The organism is Gallibacterium salpingitidis, assembly GCF_030517105.1.
GTDB classification, from domain to species: Bacteria; Pseudomonadota; Gammaproteobacteria; order Enterobacterales; family Pasteurellaceae; genus Gallibacterium; species Gallibacterium salpingitidis.
Genome location: NZ_CP103875.1, coordinates 2,300,775 through 2,320,269 on the forward strand (window position 1 = coordinate 2,300,775; position 19,495 = coordinate 2,320,269).

Annotated in this window: 17 protein-coding genes and 1 pseudogene; 10 read left to right on the forward strand and 8 right to left on the reverse strand. The window is 37.9% G+C overall.

The genetic code is table 11. The features are described 5' to 3' along the window. The first annotated feature begins 1 nt into the window (after nucleotide 1). From fecC to fecE, 3 genes are read left to right on the forward strand one after another with little or no spacing between them, the layout of a single operon-like run. Nucleotides 2-991, forward strand: a complete 990-nt coding sequence (gene fecC / locus NYR30_RS11005; RefSeq protein WP_066109594.1) for an iron-dicitrate ABC transporter permease FecC — start codon at nucleotides 2-4, stop codon at nucleotides 989-991. Beyond that, nucleotides 991-1,962, forward strand: a complete 972-nt coding sequence (gene fecD, locus NYR30_RS11010; RefSeq protein WP_066109597.1) for a Fe(3+) dicitrate ABC transporter permease subunit FecD — start codon at nucleotides 991-993, stop codon at nucleotides 1,960-1,962. The genes fecC and fecD overlap by 1 nt, the downstream gene beginning before the upstream one ends. Next, nucleotides 1,962-2,729 (forward strand): Fe(3+) dicitrate ABC transporter ATP-binding protein FecE, encoded by a 768-nt coding sequence (gene fecE / locus NYR30_RS11015; protein ID WP_066109601.1) that lies wholly within the window; start codon nucleotides 1,962-1,964, stop codon nucleotides 2,727-2,729. The genes fecD and fecE overlap by 1 nt, the downstream gene beginning before the upstream one ends. A gap of 52 nt (nucleotides 2,730-2,781) precedes the next feature. Here fecE and rplS read toward each other — a convergent pair whose 3' ends face one another. From rplS to rpsP, 4 genes are read right to left on the reverse strand one after another with little or no spacing between them, the layout of a single operon-like run. Beyond that, nucleotides 2,782-3,129: a 50S ribosomal protein L19 gene (gene rplS / locus NYR30_RS11020; RefSeq protein ID WP_065238727.1), complete on the reverse strand. Its 348-nt coding sequence runs from the start codon at nucleotides 3,127-3,129 to the stop codon at nucleotides 2,782-2,784. A 32-nt stretch (nucleotides 3,130-3,161) separates the two neighbouring features. Further along, nucleotides 3,162-3,911 (reverse strand): tRNA (guanosine(37)-N1)-methyltransferase TrmD, encoded by a 750-nt coding sequence (gene trmD, locus NYR30_RS11025; protein WP_066109604.1) that lies wholly within the window; start codon nucleotides 3,909-3,911, stop codon nucleotides 3,162-3,164. A gap of 44 nt (nucleotides 3,912-3,955) precedes the next feature. After that, complete coding sequence (gene rimM, locus NYR30_RS11030; RefSeq protein WP_066109607.1) at nucleotides 3,956-4,486, reverse strand: ribosome maturation factor RimM; 531 nt, start codon at nucleotides 4,484-4,486, stop codon at nucleotides 3,956-3,958. A 24-nt stretch (nucleotides 4,487-4,510) separates the two neighbouring features. Further along, nucleotides 4,511-4,759: a 30S ribosomal protein S16 gene (rpsP, locus tag NYR30_RS11035; protein ID WP_066109609.1), complete on the reverse strand. Its 249-nt coding sequence runs from the start codon at nucleotides 4,757-4,759 to the stop codon at nucleotides 4,511-4,513. 312 nt (nucleotides 4,760-5,071) lie between these two features. Between rpsP and ushA the strand changes: the two genes are divergently transcribed. Further along, nucleotides 5,072-6,730 (forward strand): bifunctional UDP-sugar hydrolase/5'-nucleotidase UshA, encoded by a 1,659-nt coding sequence (ushA, locus tag NYR30_RS11040; protein WP_066111205.1) that lies wholly within the window; start codon nucleotides 5,072-5,074, stop codon nucleotides 6,728-6,730. Nucleotides 6,731-6,771: 41 nt separating this feature from the next. Here the strand turns inward: ushA and NYR30_RS11045 are convergent, their stop codons facing one another. From NYR30_RS11045 to NYR30_RS11055, 3 genes are read right to left on the reverse strand one after another with little or no spacing between them, the layout of a single operon-like run. Beyond that, nucleotides 6,772-9,252 carry a DEAD/DEAH box helicase gene (locus NYR30_RS11045; protein ID WP_302501133.1) on the reverse strand — a complete coding sequence of 827 codons (2,481 nt, stop codon included), beginning with the start codon at nucleotides 9,250-9,252 and terminating at the stop codon, nucleotides 6,772-6,774. Continuing rightward, the gene (locus NYR30_RS11050) at nucleotides 9,242-10,753 is read right to left on the reverse strand and encodes an Eco57I restriction-modification methylase domain-containing protein (protein ID WP_302501135.1); all 1,512 of its coding nucleotides are present in this window, start codon (nucleotides 10,751-10,753) and stop codon (nucleotides 9,242-9,244) included. Before NYR30_RS11050 ends, NYR30_RS11045 begins: the two co-directional genes overlap by 11 nt. Further along, nucleotides 10,728-11,486 carry a DNA methyltransferase gene (locus tag NYR30_RS11055; RefSeq protein ID WP_066421349.1) on the reverse strand — a complete coding sequence of 253 codons (759 nt, stop codon included), beginning with the start codon at nucleotides 11,484-11,486 and terminating at the stop codon, nucleotides 10,728-10,730. The genes NYR30_RS11050 and NYR30_RS11055 overlap by 26 nt, the downstream gene beginning before the upstream one ends. A 127-nt stretch (nucleotides 11,487-11,613) precedes the next feature. On the opposite strand from NYR30_RS11055, the gene NYR30_RS11060 reads away from it, so the two are divergent. Both NYR30_RS11060 and NYR30_RS11065 read left to right on the forward strand, forming a co-directional pair. Beyond that, on the forward strand, nucleotides 11,614-12,063 hold the full coding sequence (locus NYR30_RS11060; protein ID WP_066109627.1) for a hypothetical protein: 450 nt from the start codon (nucleotides 11,614-11,616) through the stop codon (nucleotides 12,061-12,063). Nucleotides 12,064-12,163: 100 nt separating this feature from the next. Next, a pseudogene (locus NYR30_RS11065) lies at nucleotides 12,164-14,330 on the forward strand (Tex family protein); the annotation flags it as partial. 287 nt (nucleotides 14,331-14,617) lie between these two features. Here the strand turns inward: NYR30_RS11065 and NYR30_RS11070 are convergent. Beyond that, nucleotides 14,618-15,754 (reverse strand): RNA-guided endonuclease InsQ/TnpB family protein, encoded by a 1,137-nt coding sequence (locus NYR30_RS11070; RefSeq protein ID WP_302501141.1) that lies wholly within the window; start codon nucleotides 15,752-15,754, stop codon nucleotides 14,618-14,620. 45 nt (nucleotides 15,755-15,799) lie between these two features. Here NYR30_RS11070 and tnpA point away from each other — a divergent pair, with 45 nt between their 5' ends. The 4 genes from tnpA to NYR30_RS11090 all read left to right on the forward strand — a co-directional run bounded on the left by tnpA (nucleotide 15,800) and on the right by NYR30_RS11090 (nucleotide 19,477). Beyond that, nucleotides 15,800-16,216, forward strand: coding sequence for an IS200/IS605 family transposase (gene tnpA, locus NYR30_RS11075; protein ID WP_039083471.1), 417 nt, complete (start codon nucleotides 15,800-15,802; stop codon nucleotides 16,214-16,216). Nucleotides 16,217-16,470: 254 nt separating this feature from the next. Further along, nucleotides 16,471-16,851: a hypothetical protein gene (locus tag NYR30_RS11080; protein WP_302501143.1), complete on the forward strand. Its 381-nt coding sequence runs from the start codon at nucleotides 16,471-16,473 to the stop codon at nucleotides 16,849-16,851. Between the two features lie 175 nt (nucleotides 16,852-17,026). After that, nucleotides 17,027-18,088, forward strand: a complete 1,062-nt coding sequence (gene yedE / locus NYR30_RS11085; protein ID WP_302501145.1) for a YedE family putative selenium transporter — start codon at nucleotides 17,027-17,029, stop codon at nucleotides 18,086-18,088. A gap of 183 nt (nucleotides 18,089-18,271) precedes the next feature. Then, a complete protein-coding gene (locus NYR30_RS11090; protein WP_066111197.1) occupies nucleotides 18,272-19,477 on the forward strand; it encodes an MFS transporter in 1,206 nt (401 codons plus the stop codon). Nucleotides 19,478-19,495 lie beyond the last annotated feature (18 nt).

Here is a 19,495-nt window from a genome sequence, read left to right on the forward strand (position 1 = left end):
GATGCGTAGTGTATTATTACGTTGGCTATGCCCCATTTTAGTACTTTTATTATTATTTTGGGGGAGCCTCTTTCTCTATTACCCATTAAATATATCAGCAAATGATGCTTTGTATACTTTATTCACTAATGCTCATAATTCCATTGCAAGCATTACTGTTAACAATTTACGAGTTCCTCGTAGTATTTGTGCAATGTTGATTGGTGCCTCTCTTAGTCTTGCAGGTGCACTATTACAAAGTATTACTAGAAATCCTCTCGCATCACCATCTTTACTAGGCATTAATTCTGGCGCAGCATTAGCAATGGTGATAGCTACTGCATTTAATCCTGCATTACTGTCATCATACAGTATTAGTTTTGTTGCAGCACTTGGAGGCGGGTTAAGTTGGCTATTAGTAATATCTATTAGTGCTGGCTGGCGAACCAACGTTGAAAGAAGTCGTATTGTCCTAGCTGGTATAGCAGTATCTATGTTATGCGCAGCACTTACAAAATTAACGCTCATTTTATCTGAAGATAATGCCTATGGAATAATGAATTGGTTAGCTGGTGGAGTCGGGCATATTCGCTGGGAAGCAGTCAAAATATTATTACCATTTACCCTTCCAGCAATCATTATTAGCATGATAATGGCAAATAAATTAAATATTTTAAGTTTAAGTGATGAAACGGCAACTTCTCTCGGCATCAACCTTTTCCAATTAAGAATTATCGTTAACTTGTGTGCCTTATTCTTAATTGGATCAACCGTTAGTATTGCTGGTCCATTTGCATTTATCGGTCTATTAGTTCCCCATATCGCACGTTACTGGATTGGTCATGATTTAAGAAAATCATTACCAATGTCTATAATATTTGGCGCAATTTTAATGCTCATTGCTGATACTTTAGCTCGTGCCATTACATTTCCAAATGAACTGCCTGCTGGTGCAATATTAGCACTTATTGGTGCACCATTCTTTGTTTGGCTAGCAAGAGGGAAACAATAATGAAATTGTCAGTATATTACCTTATATTACTGCTAAGTATTGTTACCTTACTATTTATGATCAGTTTAATATTTGGTACTTATACCTTATCTATATCTGATCTTATTTCAGCATTCACTAACGCGAATAGTAAAGATTATTTCACACTCATTGAATATCGTTTGCCTAGAGCATTGCTTGCTATTGTTCTAGGCGCTGCACTCGCTTTATCAGGAACATTAGTTCAAGCGATTATTAGAAACCCTCTTGCTTCACCAGAAATACTTGGGATCAACAACGCTGCTGGTTTAGCGGCTGTCATAATTTTATCTTTTTTTCCAACACTTTCTATTTACTGGTTGCCACCCATTACTTTTATTGCAGGTATTGCAGCTTTTCTGCTGCTATGGTTCTTATGTAGTTATCGTTTTTCTACTCTAAAAATGGCTTTAATTGGTGTAGCACTTTCTGCTTTATATGCAGCAATAACGCATTATATTATGTTAGCTAGACCACTAGAAATTAATCTTGCTATGCTTTGGCTAACAGGAAGCTTATGGGGAAGAAGTTGGGATTTTGTTTATATTGCCCTGCCATGGTTACTAATATTTTTACCCACTAGCATATTGTTAGGAAAATTTCTTGATTTGTTAGGATTAGGAGAAGAAAAGGCAAATAATCTAGGCGTAAATGTCCACCGTACACAACTAATCACGCTATTAATTGCTGTTGCTCTTTCAGCAACAGCAGTGTCAGTTTGTGGTCCAATTGCCTTCTTAGGATTAGTGGCACCACACATGGCACGAAAATTATTTGGCGGACATCACCATATATTAATTCCAGCATCTATTTTGATTGGGGCAATTTTATTACAACTCGCTGATATTATTGCTCGCACCCTTGCACCACCACTAGAACTTCCAGCAGGAATCTTAACAGCAATCATCGGTGCTCCTTATTTCTTTTTATTATTGATTAGGAAAAATAAATAATGCAACTTTCAACACATCAACTTACTGTTGGCTATGGTAAAAAAATTATCCTAAACAAGCTCAATGTCAATTTTCCTGATAATCAAATTACGGCGTTAATTGGACCCAATGGTTGTGGTAAATCAACACTCCTCAAAAGTATTGCTCGCCTTATACCAATCAAACAAGGTGAAGTATTATTAAACAATAAAAATATTTGGCACTACAGTGCTAATCAATTTGCACAACAACTAGCCCTTCTACCTCAACACCATATCACCCCAGAAGGCATTAATGTCCGATCTTTAATTAGCTATGGTCGCAGCCCTTATTTAAATTTATGGGGAAAATTGAAAGCAGAAGATAAAGAGAAAATTGAAGAAGCAATGGAAATTACTCAAGTCACTTCTCTAGCAAATAATCTAGTAACAGATCTCTCTGGAGGTCAAAAACAACGTGTCTTTTTAGCTATGGCATTAGCTCAAGATTCACCATTTCTGTTACTTGATGAGCCAACAACTTACCTTGATCTTAATCATCAAACAGAATTAATGAATATTATGCAATCGCAAAAAGCTAAGGGAAAAACAATCATCACTGTTTTACACGATCTAAACCAAGCTAGCCGATATTGCGATCACCTAGTCGTATTAAAACAAGGAACTTTAATTGCAGAAGGTGCACCCGAAACAGTAATGACGAAAGATCTTTTAAATAAAGTATTCTCTTTGCATGGAGAAATTCATCAAGATCCGATTAGCCACACACCTATGTTCATTTCCTATTAAAAATCTATAAAAAAGCCCTTGCAAGATACAAGGGCTTTAGAGAAAGAATCGATTAATTTAAACGTTCTTTAATACGTGCAGACTTACCACTACGTTCACGTAAGTAGTAAAGTTTAGCTTTACGAACGGCACCTTTACGTTTAACTACGATGCTGTCAACAACTGGTGAGTGAGTTTGGAATACACGCTCAACGCCAACACCGTTAGACACTTTACGTAAGGTAAATGCTGAATGCAAGCCGCGGTTACGAATCGCAATAACCACGCCTTCGAACGCTTGCAGACGTCTTTTACTACCTTCAACAACCCATACTTTAACTTCTAATGTGTCACCTGGACGGAAGCTAGGTACGTTTTGTTTTAATTGTTCTTGTTCAAGTTGTTTAATAATGTTACTCATAATAAATTACCTTATCCTAGATGTAACTGAATCTATTTCTTTTGCTGTTGATACTCTTGTTGAGCTTGTTGCAACAGCAACCTTTGTTCGTCAGTCAGAGCTAGGCTTTCTAATAGCTCAGGTCTGCGTAACCACGTTCGTTGTAATGACTGTTTTAAACGCCATTTACGAATTTCTTTGTGATTGCCAGACATCAATACTGGCGGTACTGTTAATCCATCAAGCACTTCTGGACGTGTATAATGCGGACAATCTAATAAACCGTCTGCAAAGGAATCTTCTTCTGCTGAAGCCTGTTTTCCTAATACACCCGGAACAAATCGTGAAACTGCATCAATTAATGTCATTGCTGGCAGCTCTCCACCGGTAAGAACATAATCACCGATTGACCATTCTTCATCAATTTCGGTTTCAATCACACGCTCGTCAATGCCTTCATACCGTCCGCAAACTAAAATCATTTTTTGATTTTGTGCTAACTGTTCGACACCCGCTTGATTAAGTTTTCGTCCTTGCGGCGAAAGATAAATCACTTTCGCTCCCTCACCTGCCGCTGCTTTTGCTGCCTGAATGGCATCCCTTAACGGTTGTACCATCATTAACATTCCCGGACCACCACCATAAGGACGATCATCAACCGTCTTATGTTTATCGTGAGTAAAATCACGAGGATTCCAACAATGCACTTGCAGGAGATTGTGCTTTATGGCTCTACTTGTTACCCCAAATTCTGTAATAGCTTTAAACATTTCTGGGAAAAGCGTAATTACCCCAATCCACATACGGATACCTCAATGTTCATTAAGCCAACAGGATCTTCCTGAGGTTAGAAACCAGCGTCCCAGTCCACCTCAATAACTTTGGTGCTGAGATCTACTCTTTTAACTACTGTATCAATGTACGGAATTAACCGCTCTTGTTTGCCGAAAGCATCTTTTGTATTTGTATTCGCATTCACAACTAATACATCATTGGAACCTGTTTCCATCAATTCTGTCACTTTACCCATATGATAACCTTGCAGATTGATAACTTCACAATCAATAAGATCGTGCCAGTAATAATCACCATCTTCCAATTCAGGAAGTTGGTTCAAATCAACACCAATTTCAATATTTGCTAATGTTTGCGCTTGTTCACGATCATCAACGCCTTTCAATTTCACAATCAAATCCTGACTATGATGACGCCAACCCTCAATTTCCGCTGGTTGCCATTGGTTTTTAATTTTCAAAAACCATGGTTGATAATCAAAAATACTTTCTGCATATTCGGTAGAAGAATAAACACGCAACCAACCGCGAATACCATAAGTCGAACCAAGTTTACCTACGACACCGATTTTTTGCTGTTCCATTACAACCACCTACGTTGTTCTAAATTAAGCTGCTTGTTGAGCTTCTTTTACTAAAGAAGCAACGCGATCTGATAAAGATGCGCCTTTACTCACCCAATCATTTACGCGATCTAAATCGATACGTAAACGTTCTGCTTTACCAGAAGCGATTGGATTGAAGAAGCCAATACGTTCGATGAAACGGCCATCACGAGGGCAACGGCTGTCTGCAACGACAATTTGATAGAATGGGCGTTTTTTAGCTCCGCCACGAGATAAACGAATGGTTACCATAACCTTCCTCTAAAATATTGATAGTAAAAAAAGAAAACCCCGTTCGAAGTAGGGGCGTTTGTTGTTTTTGTAGCAAAATATTTTTTAGATAAAAAACATCTGTACAAAAAGCCGTAGAATTTTACCGTTTTTTCCAGAAAAATCAATCATTGCCTTATTTTAGTTTCAATGATTAAAGAGATTTTCATATCATTTATGTATTATCTATATCGGAAAAATAACACACTATATTATTGATAAAACTTCTCTTTTTTTCAGTTAATTTGTTGCTTAGAATAGAACTTGCTGATTTACTTCAATGGAGGAACATCAATGAAATTGGCGAATCTACTTAAATTCTCAGCGGCAACCTCTCTTCTTGCAGTTTCATCTTTTGGCTATGCCTATCAAAAAGACCACACTTATCATTTCACTATTCTGCACACGAACGATTTACATGGTCATTATTGGCAAAATAAAAATGGTGAATATGGTTTAGCAGCACAAAAAACATTAATTGACCGTATTCGTGCTGAAGTAAAAAAACAAGGTGGTTCAGTAATTTTGTTAAATGCTGGTGATTTCAATACTGGCGTTCCTGAATCCGATTTACAAAATGCAAAACCAGATATTGAAGCCTTAAATATGATGGGCTATGAAGCCTTAACCCTAGGTAATCACGAATTCGATAACCCATTACAATTATTAGAAATGCAAGAAAAATGGGCAAAATTCCCATTCTTAGCAGCCAATGTATTCAATCAAAAAACCGGCAAGCTATTAGTTAAACCTTACACCTTACTCAACAAGCAAGGCTTAAAAATTGCTGTTGTAGGTTTAACCACCGAAGATACTGCCAAATTGGGTAATCCTGAATTTATCTCAGCAGTAAAATTTGAACGTCCTGCAGAAGCAGCAAAAAACATTCTCAAAACATTAGATCAAAAAGAAAAACCTGATCTCAAAATCGCCTTGACCCATATGGGCTATTACCATAATGCACAATATGGTTCTAACGCACCTGGCGATGTTTCTATGGTTAGAGAGTTACCAAAAGGCGCCTTTGATATTCTGATTGGCGGACATACTCATGACACTGTATGTATTAATGCTGACGGTAGTTTCAATGCTCAATTTAAACCAGGTGACAACTGTCAACCTCTATTAGAAAAAGCGACTTGGATTATGCAAGCTGGCGAATGGGGAAAATATCTTGGTCGTGCTGATTTCAGTTTCAGAAATGGCAAACTGACTCTTGAGAAATACCAACTTATTCCAATCAATCTTAAGCATAAAGTGAAAAAAGCCGATGGTTCTAGCGAATATGTACTTTATCAAGAAGAAATCCCAGCTGATGCAAAACTGTTAGCTCATTTACAAACTTATCAAGACAAAGGCGACAAATTACTTAATCAAGTTGTAGGTAGTGTAAATGGACGCTTAGAAGGTGATCGCGATGTGATCCGTTTCCATCAAACCAATCTCGGTCAATTAATCGCACGCTCACAAGCTGAACGAGCAAAAGCTGATATCGGCATTATGAATTCTGGCGGTATTCGTGCCTCAATTGAAGCTGGCGAAGTGACTTACAAAGATATCCTTACCGTACAACCTTTTGGCAACATCATCAGTTATTTTGAAATGAAAGGGAAAGATTTAATCGACTACTTAAATGTTGTGGCATTAAAAGAGGTCGATTCTGGTGCTTACCCACAATTTTCCGGTATCACGATGACAGTGGATCGCAAGGCGAAAAAAGTATCTGACATCAAAATTAATGGAAAACCACTAGATTTAGAGAAAGTTTATCGCGTTTCCGTACCAAGTTATTGTGCAGCCGGTGGTGATGGTTATCCTGTCGTTACCAACAACCCAACCTATGTTAATACCGGTTACGTTGATGCTGACAGTTTAAAAGCTTACTTCCAAGAAAACTCACCAATTGATATTTCAAAATTTGAAGCTAATTCGGGGATTGTTTATAAAGAGTAATCGTTATACTGGCTCAATGAATCATTGAGCCAGTTTTTTTATTAATTTAACTGCATATATTCTGATTGCGTAATTACGGTATCATAGCCTCCCACAAAGTTTTCGTGATGCTTTCTAATCCCCGTATATTCTAAACTTGCATCTTCATAACGCTTAAATTTATACACAGCATCATTCATTTGCGATTGATTAAATACATTCAAATTTACTAATAATTGGAAATCTCTTTGCGTTAAACCCGTAACAGATAAAAATAAATCAGGCTCTAACTCTTCTATCACTTCTCGTAAACTATGCTCACGTAAATCCGTTAAATACATAAATACTGGCACACGAGTGGCAAATTTAATCAGTTTTTCCTGAATTTGCTTACGCAATGATTGCCGTTCTTTTTCTTCCTCTTTAATTTCTTGCTTTTCTTTCGTAGTCAGATCACGCTCCTCAGCAATCGCATTTCTCTTTTTCTCTTTCACTGATTCCGTACGATTAATAATAGTCGCTATATCCTGATTTAATGAACGAAAGCCTTCGATTTTTTGTAATGCTGCCATCGCTTCTGGGTTATTACGCAAGCGGTCTAAGGTATCATTATCCACATTTACCAACATTGCACTTTCCCAACGTCGTGCTAACAAAGTTGCGGTAATTCCACTAAGGGTATAATCCAAAATATCTGCTGCATTAAATTGTTTCATTGAACCGCCGTCATAAGACAATACAGGTAAGAAATGAATAAACTCTGCAACTTGTTTTTCTGGATTACTCTCTTTCGGATCTAAACGTGTACTATATTCGCTGATCTGTGCTAACGCACGATTTAGTGCAAAATCAAAAACATAACAATAATCTTTAATCACTATTTCTTGTTGTTGATCATCTCGCATTGTCCAAGGTGTTTGTACACGAAATGCAGCTTGAAAATAAGTTTCAGGGCTTTTCAAATTACATAGCATAAAAATCCCTGACCATTCCGGAATTGATATACCTGTTAGTAATTTTCCACAACTTAAGGTAATGCTCTTGCTTTCCAATGGATTATCACCAATTGCATTACGTACTGGTGGTAAAGCATTTTCACCTATGCCAGCTTGGCTACCAGCTGCAACTACAACCTTATAATCGTGATAAAACTGATTTTGTGGTTGTGCTAATAAGTTTCGCATTGCAAAACAAGCTGCAACTGAAGGTAAAAACCAAACGGTATGCAATAAATTACCTAACAAATTCACATCACTATATGGCATCGGTGGTTTCTCAACACCAATATGTACTAGATGTTGCTCTCCACCGTAACGTAGCCAATTTAACCATTGTTGTACTTCATTAATATATTTAAATTGTGCTTGTTCACCATCACCATTAGCAGCAAAAAATTCATTTAAATCAAATTCGTTATTTTCCCCTTTTTCCGCGACACGACGTAAATCTTCTGACATTTGATAGGTCATCATGACCATTTTCGGTAACGCTAAATAAGGGTTCTTGGGTTTATTACCCCAATCAATTTTAGCTTGTTGTTCATCACTATAAGTCCAACTAAATACTTGTTCCTCAATAAACTCACCATCATTTAAAGCTCTAAATGGCGTACCTGAAAGATAAAGGTAATGATACGGCGTCAATCCTAGAATTTCTTCTTCAAATGCTAATTGATCAGCTAGTTCAGTATTCAGCTCGCCATCATCAAACTGTTCTTTGGTCTTGTTACGCCACGCACCATAGTGATACTCATCAAATACTACACAATCCCAATTAATTTCATAAATCCAACGATTACGAGCTTTAATTTTCCCTGTCGATGTTCTACCATGTAAATCTTGCAAAGATAAAAAACAGATCATTGGTTTATTAAGTTGCTCGCTTCTCTTTTTTAATATCTCTGCTTGGTCAATATTTTGTTTATCAATAAATTGCCAATCTGTAAAATCAATATGTCGTTGTAAATCCTCTTGCCACGCCGTTTTTACCGCAGGCTTAAAAGTGAGGATTAAAATTCTGCGCCAATTCATCTCTTTTACTAATTGATAAGTGGCGAATGTTTTACCAAACCGCATTTTGGCATTCCAAAGAAATTTAGGATCTTTATTTTTATTCTTCGGATCGTTTCTAAAAGAAGTGAAGTAAGCCTTTGTTCGTGCTACTGCAGCTTGTTGTTCTGGACGCATCGCAAAATCCAAAATACGATTTTTTTGTGGCATTTTACGATTGCGTACTGCAATAATCGCCGCCATTACTGTTTCACGATCAGATACAAACCATTCACCCTCACTACGTTTAACACCCATTTTTTGCAAGGTTTGATGTACTTCATAATCATTAAAATAGGATCCGTCTTCACGCACAGCCAATTCATTAATGACAATTTGATAACTTTTACTTGGTGTTTTAATCGGATATTGTTCAGCAATTCGTGTTTCTACATCTCGCTCGGTATAGCCTACTTTCAGCATATTAGGATAACGGCTATCGCTATAGGCATAAATTTTTGGTTGCTGTAAAGGTGATAGATAATTATTCGCCATCACTCACCTCCATTGGTCGTATCATTGATTCAATAAAGGCGATTTCATCTTCTGTTAAGCCATATTTGGCATAAAGTTTTTGGTCATTCCATGATTGGGTAAAGTCTTGCATTGGGACGAGTTGATATGCATTACGAGTAGCGTGTTGAGTATTTTTCTTCAGTGTAAGCATAAAATGGAAAAACTTTGTCTGAATATATGAGATCACGTTTCTCGCTGTTTTCTCATCTTGAAAGGGACCAAATACCAAATATGTTTCTGAACAACAAGAATTCGGTTCAGCTAAGATTGGTTTCACTAAATCTTCTTTACTGTCTCCAGAACCGATCGCATATGGAACGAATAATTTATAAAGATCAATCCACTCTGAATTAACTTTTACTTCATCACGACAAATATAATTAATTGCTTTATTAGCATAAAATTTAACTGTGTTATCTTTTGTTTTCGCGTAACCTTTAAAATTAGTAGCAAAGCCGAATGGTTTCCTAGAACTAATTAACTCACTAAAACTTTTTTCTTTACACGCTAAGACCTTATCTAAAATATTCACAGCGTTATTATCTCGGATAAAAATATCAAGATTTTCCTCTTGTAAATAACGAAACGCCTCTGATACGACTTTACCGTTGTCATACGAAATAACGTGAGCTTTACCTTTTGTACCTTTTTGCCATAGAAAGAAACAAACACCACCTTTAATATCTACGCCTGAAAAACAATCTTGAGAATTTGGAAAATCGTGTAGTTGACGAATTTGTTGATCTTGTAACATTGTGGCTCGAAAATCATCAAGACCTTTACCTCCAGCATACCAACGAGCAGGAATAATCATTACTAAATATTCAGGTTGTAATTTTTTCGCTTGTTCTATAAACAGGTGATAAATTGGACGAGCGCTCGCCTGGGCACCGCCATCGCTTAACTGATACGGCGGATTACCAATAATGACATCAAATTTCATATCTTTATACTGTTCAAAAAAAGGACTATAAGAGTGAATAAAATGGTAGGCATGGCTTTCTAAATCTGTTTCACGTTGATACACTTCCTGACTAGCGCCACATTCTACACAGCGTCCGTTTTCCCATTGATGGGCTAACCTAGAATAGAAAATATTGCCATCTGGCTCAGAAAACGCATTACAAACAGAATATTCTCCATTTGCATGACGTGAGCAATATAGACTACGGCGGCTTAATTGTGCGGTTAGCTCAGTAATACCAATACCAAAAAGTTGTTTAGTAAAAATATGATTCAATCGTTGCTGTAAATCTGGAAAATAAGATTCAAGCCCTTTAATCAAGCGTTTAGCAATTTCCCGTAAAAACACACCTGACTTACTGCAAGGATCTAGAAAAGTCCTATTCGGATCACAAAATAATTCTGGTGGTAATAAGTCTAATAATTGGTTAGCAAGCTGTGGTGAAGTAAACACTTCATCACTCGATAAATTTGCAATACAAGAAAGCACGTCAGGATTGTAATTTTGCTTGTTCATTACGGTATTCTTCCTTATAAGTTTCACCAATCTCTAAAAAATCACAGACACTCGATTGATAGACGGAACGGTAAGGGTGAGGTAAAGCAGCATTAGTTTGATTATCACCATCTGTTCGATACTGTTTCTCCACTAATCCCCAATATAGAAATTGCACACGTTTCACTTTACGTGCATTAATAAAACTCCATTGAGAAAAAATAATGGCTTTTTTGGCATACTCTTGTTGTGTTACTGGCAAATATTCAATAGGCGAAACTTCTCGTGTTTTTTCGACTTCCATTGTTAATGCATTGCCATGCACAATATTTAAGGTTAATAAACACTCTAATGTTGCCAGACATTCTGCTTTTATCGTTGTGGGGAATAACTTTGTGTATTCTTGTATTGCATAATCCAATAAGCGCTGACGACAATGTTGTACGTTGCTGGGTAACAGCTCGATTCCATATAAACTACTAACGGATAATACTAAATCTCGTTCATAGGAAACTTGACTACGTGGTGCAATACGTCTGCCTTTTCTTTGATAATTTTGTGCTGCAATAGCTAATTTTCTACGTAAGATTTCGATCAAAAAATTTCCTGTACCACAAGCTGGTTCTAGAAATGTTGCTTCCAGAGATTGTGTTTGTAACTTTACTAGATCCAGCATTGCATTGACTTCTCTTTCTCGAGTATAGACCTCACCATAATCTGTGACACGTTGTTTTGAAACTATTTGCTTTTCCATAAAAAGATATTTTTTCTTTTTTATCAAAAATAAAATAAAAATAAATTTGTAACTATTTTTGATCGATAAGTAACTTTTATCAATACTAGTTACAATTTTTTATGCGGTAATGATAGCTTTCGCAACTATGAAAAAAGACGAAAAAGCACTTCATTACCAACGTGACAAACAACGTTTTGCAGACACGCTAAAGAAAGGACTGATTGCTAAAGGTTATCAAGCAAGAGGTAATGTTCTAGAGCGAGAGTTTAATTTACGTTATCGTGGCACTCCAATTACTCCACATACTGCAGCTAAATGGCTACGGGGTGAGAGTATTCCTCGCTTAGATAAATTGCGTACATTGGCTATATGGCTTAATGTAGCGCTAACTACTTTTGTGTCTAACGAAACATTAGAAAAATTAGAAGAAGGTGAGGCTCGTCGCTCCAGCCCATTAGAAAAATATCGCTGGGAAAAATTATCTGATAATAAAGATAAAGCATTATTTAATCACTTCTTGGCATTACCAGAAGCACAGCAAAATGTTGTGAGAGAAGTAATCATCGCCTTATATAAACGCTATTGCGAAAAATAATAGATTTATACTCTACACAATAACTACTACAATTCTTCCTTTTCATTTTCACCAATCACCACCTATAATTGTGCGGTGATTTTTTTGATGAAGTAAAACTATGTTAAATCAGACTATTAGCCAAATTATTGCGGATGAACTAAGTGTTCAGCCAAAGCAAATTCTTGCTGCCATTTCCTTATTAGACGAAGGCAACACTATTCCTTTTATTGCTCGTTACCGTAAAGAGGTGACAGGTGGGCTTGATGATACGCAATTACGTCATTTTGAAACCCGTTTAATTTATTTGCGTGAGTTAGATGATCGTCGCCAAACGATTTTGAAATCAATTGAAGAACAAGGCAAACTCACTGATGAATTACGTCAAGCAATTGAAAGCACACAAAGCAAAACTGAGCTTGAAGATCTCTATCTTCCTTATAAACCAAAACGTCGTACTCGTGGACAGATTGCGATTGAAGCTGGTCTTGAACCGCTTGCCGATCTCCTTTGGCAACAACCTGATCATCATCCTGAAACAACCGCACAAGAGTATATCAACGCTGATAAAGGCATTGCTGATAGCAAAGCTGCATTAGACGGGGCAAGATATATCCTAATGGAACGTTTTGCCGAAGATGCACAATTATTAGCAAAAGTGCGTACTTATTTAAGTAATAATGCAGAAATTGTCGCTAAAGTGATTACGGGCAAAGAGGAAGAAGGCGAGAAATTCCGCGACTATTTTGACCATCACGAATTATTAAAAAATGTGCCATCACATCGTGCTTTGGCAATGTTGCGTGGACGTAATGAAGGCATTCTCACCTTGGCATTAAATGCCGATCCTGAGCAAGAAGAAACTGCTGCGAGTTACTGTGAAGAGATTATTCGCCAACATTTAAACGTACAATTCACCTGTCAGCCGGCAGATAGCTGGCGTCAGCAAATTGTTGCTTGGACGTGGAAAATTAAGGTTGCCCTACATTTAGAAACAGAATTAATGGCAGCGTTACGAGAAAGAGCTGAAGAAGAAGCTATTAATGTATTTGCGAAAAACTTAGTCGCTTTATTGATGGCAGCACCAGCTGGTGCTAAAAATACTATGGGGCTCGATCCGGGTTTACGTACAGGTGTAAAAGTTGCAATAGTCGATAACACAGGGAAATTACTGGATACTGCAACCATCTATCCACACACAGGGCAAGAAGCACAAGCGGCAGCGACCATTTATCAACTTGGTAAGAAATATAATGTTGAACTGATTGCAATTGGTAATGGTACGGCTTCACGTGAAACTGAACGTTTTGTTGCGGCAATTTTAAAAGCTAAACCTGATTGGCAAGCGCAAAAGGTAGTAGTAAGTGAAGCCGGTGCATCCGTCTATTCAGCCTCTGAATTTGCCGCACAAGAATTTCCACAATTAGATGTTTCATTGCGTGGTGCGGTATCCATTGCTCGTCGTTTGCAAGATCCTTTGGCAGAATTAGTAAAAATCGAACCAAAAGCGATTGGCGTTGGACAATATCAGCACGATGTCAATCAGTCACAACTGGCTCGCAAACTTGATGCAGTCGTTGAGGATTGTGTAAATGCGGTTGGTGTTGATTTGAATACTGCGTCTGCGCCATTATTGGCTCGTGTTGCAGGAATGACCAAGACTTTAGCGCAAAATATTATCGCTTATCGTGATGAAAATGGTCGTTTTGCTGATCGTGAACAACTGAAAAAAGTACCACGTTTAGGACCAAAAGCCTTTGAACAATGTGCAGGTTTTATGCGTATTCTTAATGGTAACAATCCGCTAGACGCCTCTAGCGTACACCCAGAAGCTTATCCTGTGGTTGAAAAGATTTTACAGGCGACAACACAATCACTCGCTGAATTGATGGGCAATACCAGCACTATTCGTCAGCTAAATGCAAGTCAATTTACTGATGAACGTTTTGGTTTACCAACGGTTACTGATATTTTAAAAGAGTTGGAAAAACCGGGACGTGACCCTCGTGGTGAATTTAAAACCGCAACTTTCTTAGAAGGTGTTGAACAAATTAGTGATCTTAAAGTCGGTATGATCTTAGAAGGAACCGTAACAAACGTTACTAACTTTGGTGCATTCGTTGATATTGGCGTGCATCAAGACGGTTTAGTACATATCTCTTCACTAAGCGATAAATTCGTTGAAGATCCGCATGATGTAGTGAAAACAGGTGATATCGTCAAAGTAAAAGTATTAGAAGTTGAAGTTGCTCGTAAACGTATTGCACTGACAATGCGCTTAAACGAACAAACTTCACGCAATGAAAACACTGATCACAAGGCGAAACAAGCAAAAAGATCAAATCACTCATCATCAACAATGGGTAATGCTTTTGCTGATGCTCTGAAAAATTGGAAGCGATAAGCCATTGTTTCCATTAAATATCATTAATTGACATCCTCCCCGCCCTAAAGGACGGGGATTCCTACTAGTGCCAATTGCAAGCAATGGGCTACTCTCGGTGGGTTCTTGTTGCTGACTTCTAATGAAGTTCACTTCACAAGCTCTACGGACATGTCCTGCCCTGATATTTTATTACGCGTGGACGATAGCTCGCCCACGCCCCAATACATTTAACGCTCCAACCACATCCGCATTTTCTGTGTAGCCACATTCTACACACTCAAAATTAGCCTGTGTTTGGCGATTTTCTTTTGCTACGTGACCACAACAAGGGCAAGTTCGGCTGGTATTTTGCGCTGGCACTGCCACTAAAAATCCGCCTTGCCATTGCGTTTTGTAGTCCAACTGACGGCGAAACTCAAACCAAGATTGATCTAATATCGCTTGGTTCAACCCTGATTTTGCAGCAACATTTTTGCCTGGTGCTTCCAACGTGCCTTTGGCTGATTTTGACATATTTGACACCTGCAAATCTTCAATATAGATCATGGCGTGGTTTTTGCTGATTTTGCTTGAAGTCTGATGCAAGAAATCTTTGCGACAATTGGCAATTTTATGATGCAGTTTGGCGATTTTCGCCTTTAATTTCTGCCAGTTTTGACTAAATTTAACCTTATTTTTGAGTTGGCGTTGGAGTTTTGCCAATTTGCCTTTGTAGGTTTTAAAGGCGTTTAATGGCTCAAAAAATTCACCGTTTGAAAGCGTGGCAAAACGTGCAACGCCCATATCAATACCGATTTCACCGCCTTTATGTGTCGGGATTTCGTACTCAAATTCAGTTTGAATACTGACAAAATAGTGACCGCACTTTTGGCTGACGGTAACATTTTTGATTTCACCAACGATATCTCGGCTGTTGCGATAGCGAACCCAGCCAATCTTTGGCAGATACAAGCGGTTATTTTGTTGCTCTAATTTGCAACCTTGCGGAAAGCGAAAACTCTCTTTTAAACCTTTTTTCTTAAATTTTGGGAAGTCTGCTCGCTGTTGAAAGAAATTTTTAAACGCACTTTCTAGGTCTTTTAAAGACTGTTGAAGCACTTGAGAATGGCATTCTTTTAGCCAAACTAATTCTTTTTTCCATTGTGGAAGCAAGTTGGCGATTTTGGTGTAACTGAACTTAAAGCTGTTATCTTGCTCGTATTGTTCATTTTGCCAAGCCAACGCCCGATTGAACACAAAACGAGAGCAACCACAGAACTGTTTAATTCTGCGGATTTGGCTACCATTTGGCATTATCTCGAACTTAAAGGCTTTGCGTAGTTGCATTGACAAGGTTTAGAATGTAAGTTTTCAACATTTTACACTTGGTCTATGCAAAAAGAAACAGAAATTAGACATGGTAGACATTGCGTTTTTAATATGCATGTTCACTTAGTCTTTGTAACAAAATATCGCCGTGATGTTTTTACGAAAGCCATTTTAGACGAACTCAAATTGATTTTTGAAAGCGTCTGCAATGATTTTAAAGCAAAATTAGTTGAATTTGACGGTGAAGACGATCATGTTCATTTACTTGTGGAATATCCACCGAAAGTGGCTGTATCTACACTTGTGAACAGTTTAAAAGGCGTATCAAGCCGAATGATTAGGAAGAAAAACTACCCGAACATCCGCAAAAAACTTTGGGGCAATCAGCTTTGGTCTCCGTCTTATTTTGCGGGGAGTTGCGGTGGTGCACCGATTTCCATTATTCGCCAATACATTGAGCAACAACAAACACCTGATTAGTTAGGTTTGAAATGGCTTACGCCGTTTGTGCCTTATATCTCCGCCCTGAAGGACGGAGTTTTACGGCACGAGTCTGATAAACATCCTCACCTTATATCTATTTTAAGGTGAGGATTTTTTATTAGATCAAAACAATTGATGAATAAAAATTGAACAACAAGGATATTCGATTTAAACTCATTATTGTTGTATATCTGTTTTTCTTTACTTTTTGTTCACTTACACTGTTGTGTTTGTCAATTATGGAGATAAATATGCTAAACACTAAATTATTCACCGTTTTAATCGGATTTTCTGTTCTATGTGGACACGCTATTGCAGACACTGCCTCCTCAGAGGTTCACAATAGCGAAGCTTTAAATATCGAAAATATCAACAAATCCATCCAAGACGCTTATAGTGGTCAAGGTGAAGGGGCTAAAGAAGCACTTGAATCACAACAGAAAGCTTATACAACCATTTATGGTGCGATTAAAAATACTAAACTTACTGATCCCGCCAGAGAAGAAATGAATAAGCTATCTAAACAAGAACAAGAGGCAATTAATAAAAGTATGGACGGATGGACAGAAAGTCGAAAAAATCGTTGGCAACATAGCGGTGGACGTGTTGATATTTTAGAGGACAATAAATAATTTCATTCTTGATTGAAAGGTACTACTTATGTGGTACCTTTATTTTTTTGATACGATTCAAACTTTTAAAAACTGCAACTTTACTTGGTTAGATTTTACCCTATACTTTTTTGTCTTTAATTGTTATTAAAGACATTTCAATTCTATAAATTTCTGATATCACAAAGGTCTAATTATGAAAGTTTTCACTTGGCCTGTGGTTGCAGGTGCTGCACTTGGTATCATTGCTCCACTTCTAACCTACGAAGGCAATCCTGGTAATATGGGTTTCTGCGCTGCTTGTTTCTTACGCGATACATCTGGTGCTTTGGGACTACATCGAGCCGCTCCACTTCAATATATCCGTCCAGAACTTATCGGTTTAGTTTTTGGCGCCTTAATCAGTGCTTTTTTGGCCAAAGAATTTAAACCTCGTGCTAGTTCTGCCCCAATTACCCGAATTATGCTAGGCTTCTTTGCTATGCTTGGTGCATTAATTTTTCTTGGCTGTCCTTGGCGTGCCTTTTTACGATTAGGTGGTGGTGACTTAACTGCTATTGCTGGAATTTCCGGCCTATTCGCTGGTGTACTTGGCGGTATATTCTTTGCAAATCGAGGATTCTCTTTAGGAAAATCCACTGAACAAAGTACAACCTCTGGCTTAATTCCTATTCTATTCGTTGCGATACTCTTTATTTTCCTGATTACGAAATTTAGTTTTGGTGAAAATTTGCCAATCTTTTTCTCGGAAAAAGGCCCAGCTTCACAACACGCCAACCTGTGGTTATCTTTAGGTGGCGGATTAATTCTTGGTGTGCTAATGCAAAAATCCCGTTTTTGCTCAATTGGCGCATTTCGTAATTTTGTGTTATTCCGCGACGCTTATTTATTAAATGGTGTTCTTGCGTTAGTTGTCTTTACTATCATTACCAACGTTATCTTAGGACAATTCAATTTAGGTTTTGAAAAACAACCGCTTGCGCATAACGATTATTTGTGGAATTTCCTCGCTATGGCATTATGTGGGCTTTGTTTCTCCTTAGGCGGTGGTTGCCCTGGTAAGCAATTAGTACATCTTGGTGAAGGTGACAATGATTCAGCACTCTTTATCTTAGGAATGTTATTAGGCGCTGCTGCTGCACATAATTTCTCTTTAGCTGCTTCTGGTGCTGGTGTTAGCCAATTTACTCCATATGTGGTGCTTATTGGTTTTGCATTTTGTATTTATGTCGGTTTTACCAATAAAGCTAAAGCCTAACGATTATTGATAAATATGGCTATCTGATTGATACCACAAGATAGCCATTTTATTCATCAACTTCTACTTTTCCCCTCTTGCATAACGCTATAAATCTGCCTAAAATTAGCCAATTTTTGCCCAGTGAGGCAGGAAGCTATCTTACAGTTAATCAAGTTGCCAGTGAGCAACAAAGGACAATTTATGAAACAAAAAGTTGATGCGTATGGCTGGAAAGCCTTACTTGGTTCTGCTGTCGGTTATGCAATGGACGGCTTTGATCTTCTTATTTTGGGCTTTATGCTCACCGCAATTTCCTCCGATCTTCTTCTTACCCCTGCACAAGCTGGTTCTTTAGTTACCTGGACATTAATTGGCGCTGTTGCTGGTGGTATCATTTTTGGAGCATTAAGTGATCGTTTCGGTCGTATCAGAGTATTAACTTGGACTATCGTACTTTTCGCTGTTTTCACTGGTTTATGTGCTTTCGCACAAGGATATTGGGATCTATTAATTTATCGCACTATCGCCGGTATCGGTTTAGGTGGTGAATTTGGTATTGGTATGGCATTAGCTGCCGAAGCTTGGCCGGCAAGACATCGTGCTAGAGCTTCTGCATATGTTGCACTTGGGTGGCAAGTTGGCGTATTAGGTGCTGCATTATTGACACCAGCATTATTGCCACACATCGGCTGGCGTGGGATGTTTATGGTCGGTATTATTCCTGCTTTCGTCGCTTGGTATTTACGTTCTCATTTACACGAGCCAGAATTATTCGTGAAAAAACAGGCTTCACAAACTTCTATTCTTGCCTCTTTTAAACAATTAATCAAAGATAAAGCCACCTGTAAAGTTAGCCTTGGTGTAGTGGTATTAACTTCAGTACAAAACTTTGGCTACTACGGTATTATGATTTGGTTGCCAAACTATCTTTCAAAACAGCTTGGTTTTAGTTTAACTAAATCAGGGATTTGGACCGCAGTTACTATCTTAGGAATGATGTTTGGAATTTGGTTATTTGGTCAACTTGCTGATCGTATTGGACGCAAACCAAGTTTCTTACTGTTCCAATTAGGGGCAATCATCAGTGTTGTACTTTATTCACAACTCACTACACCAGAATTGATGTTAATCGTAGGCGCATTCTTAGGTATGTTCGTAAACGGTATGATGGGCGGTTATGGTGCATTGATGTCAGAAGCTTATCCAACTAAAGCGCGTGCCACTGCACAAAATGTTCTGTTTAATATTGGTCGTGCCGTAGGTGGTTTTGGCCCTGTGGTAGTTGGTGCTTTAGTTTCTGCTTATTCATTCCAATTCGCGATTGCTTTCTTAGCACTTATCTACTTTATTGATATGCTTGCGACTTTCTTCTTAGTTCCAGAATTAAAAGGGAAAGTGTTGGAATAAATCTACGCTATTCACTTA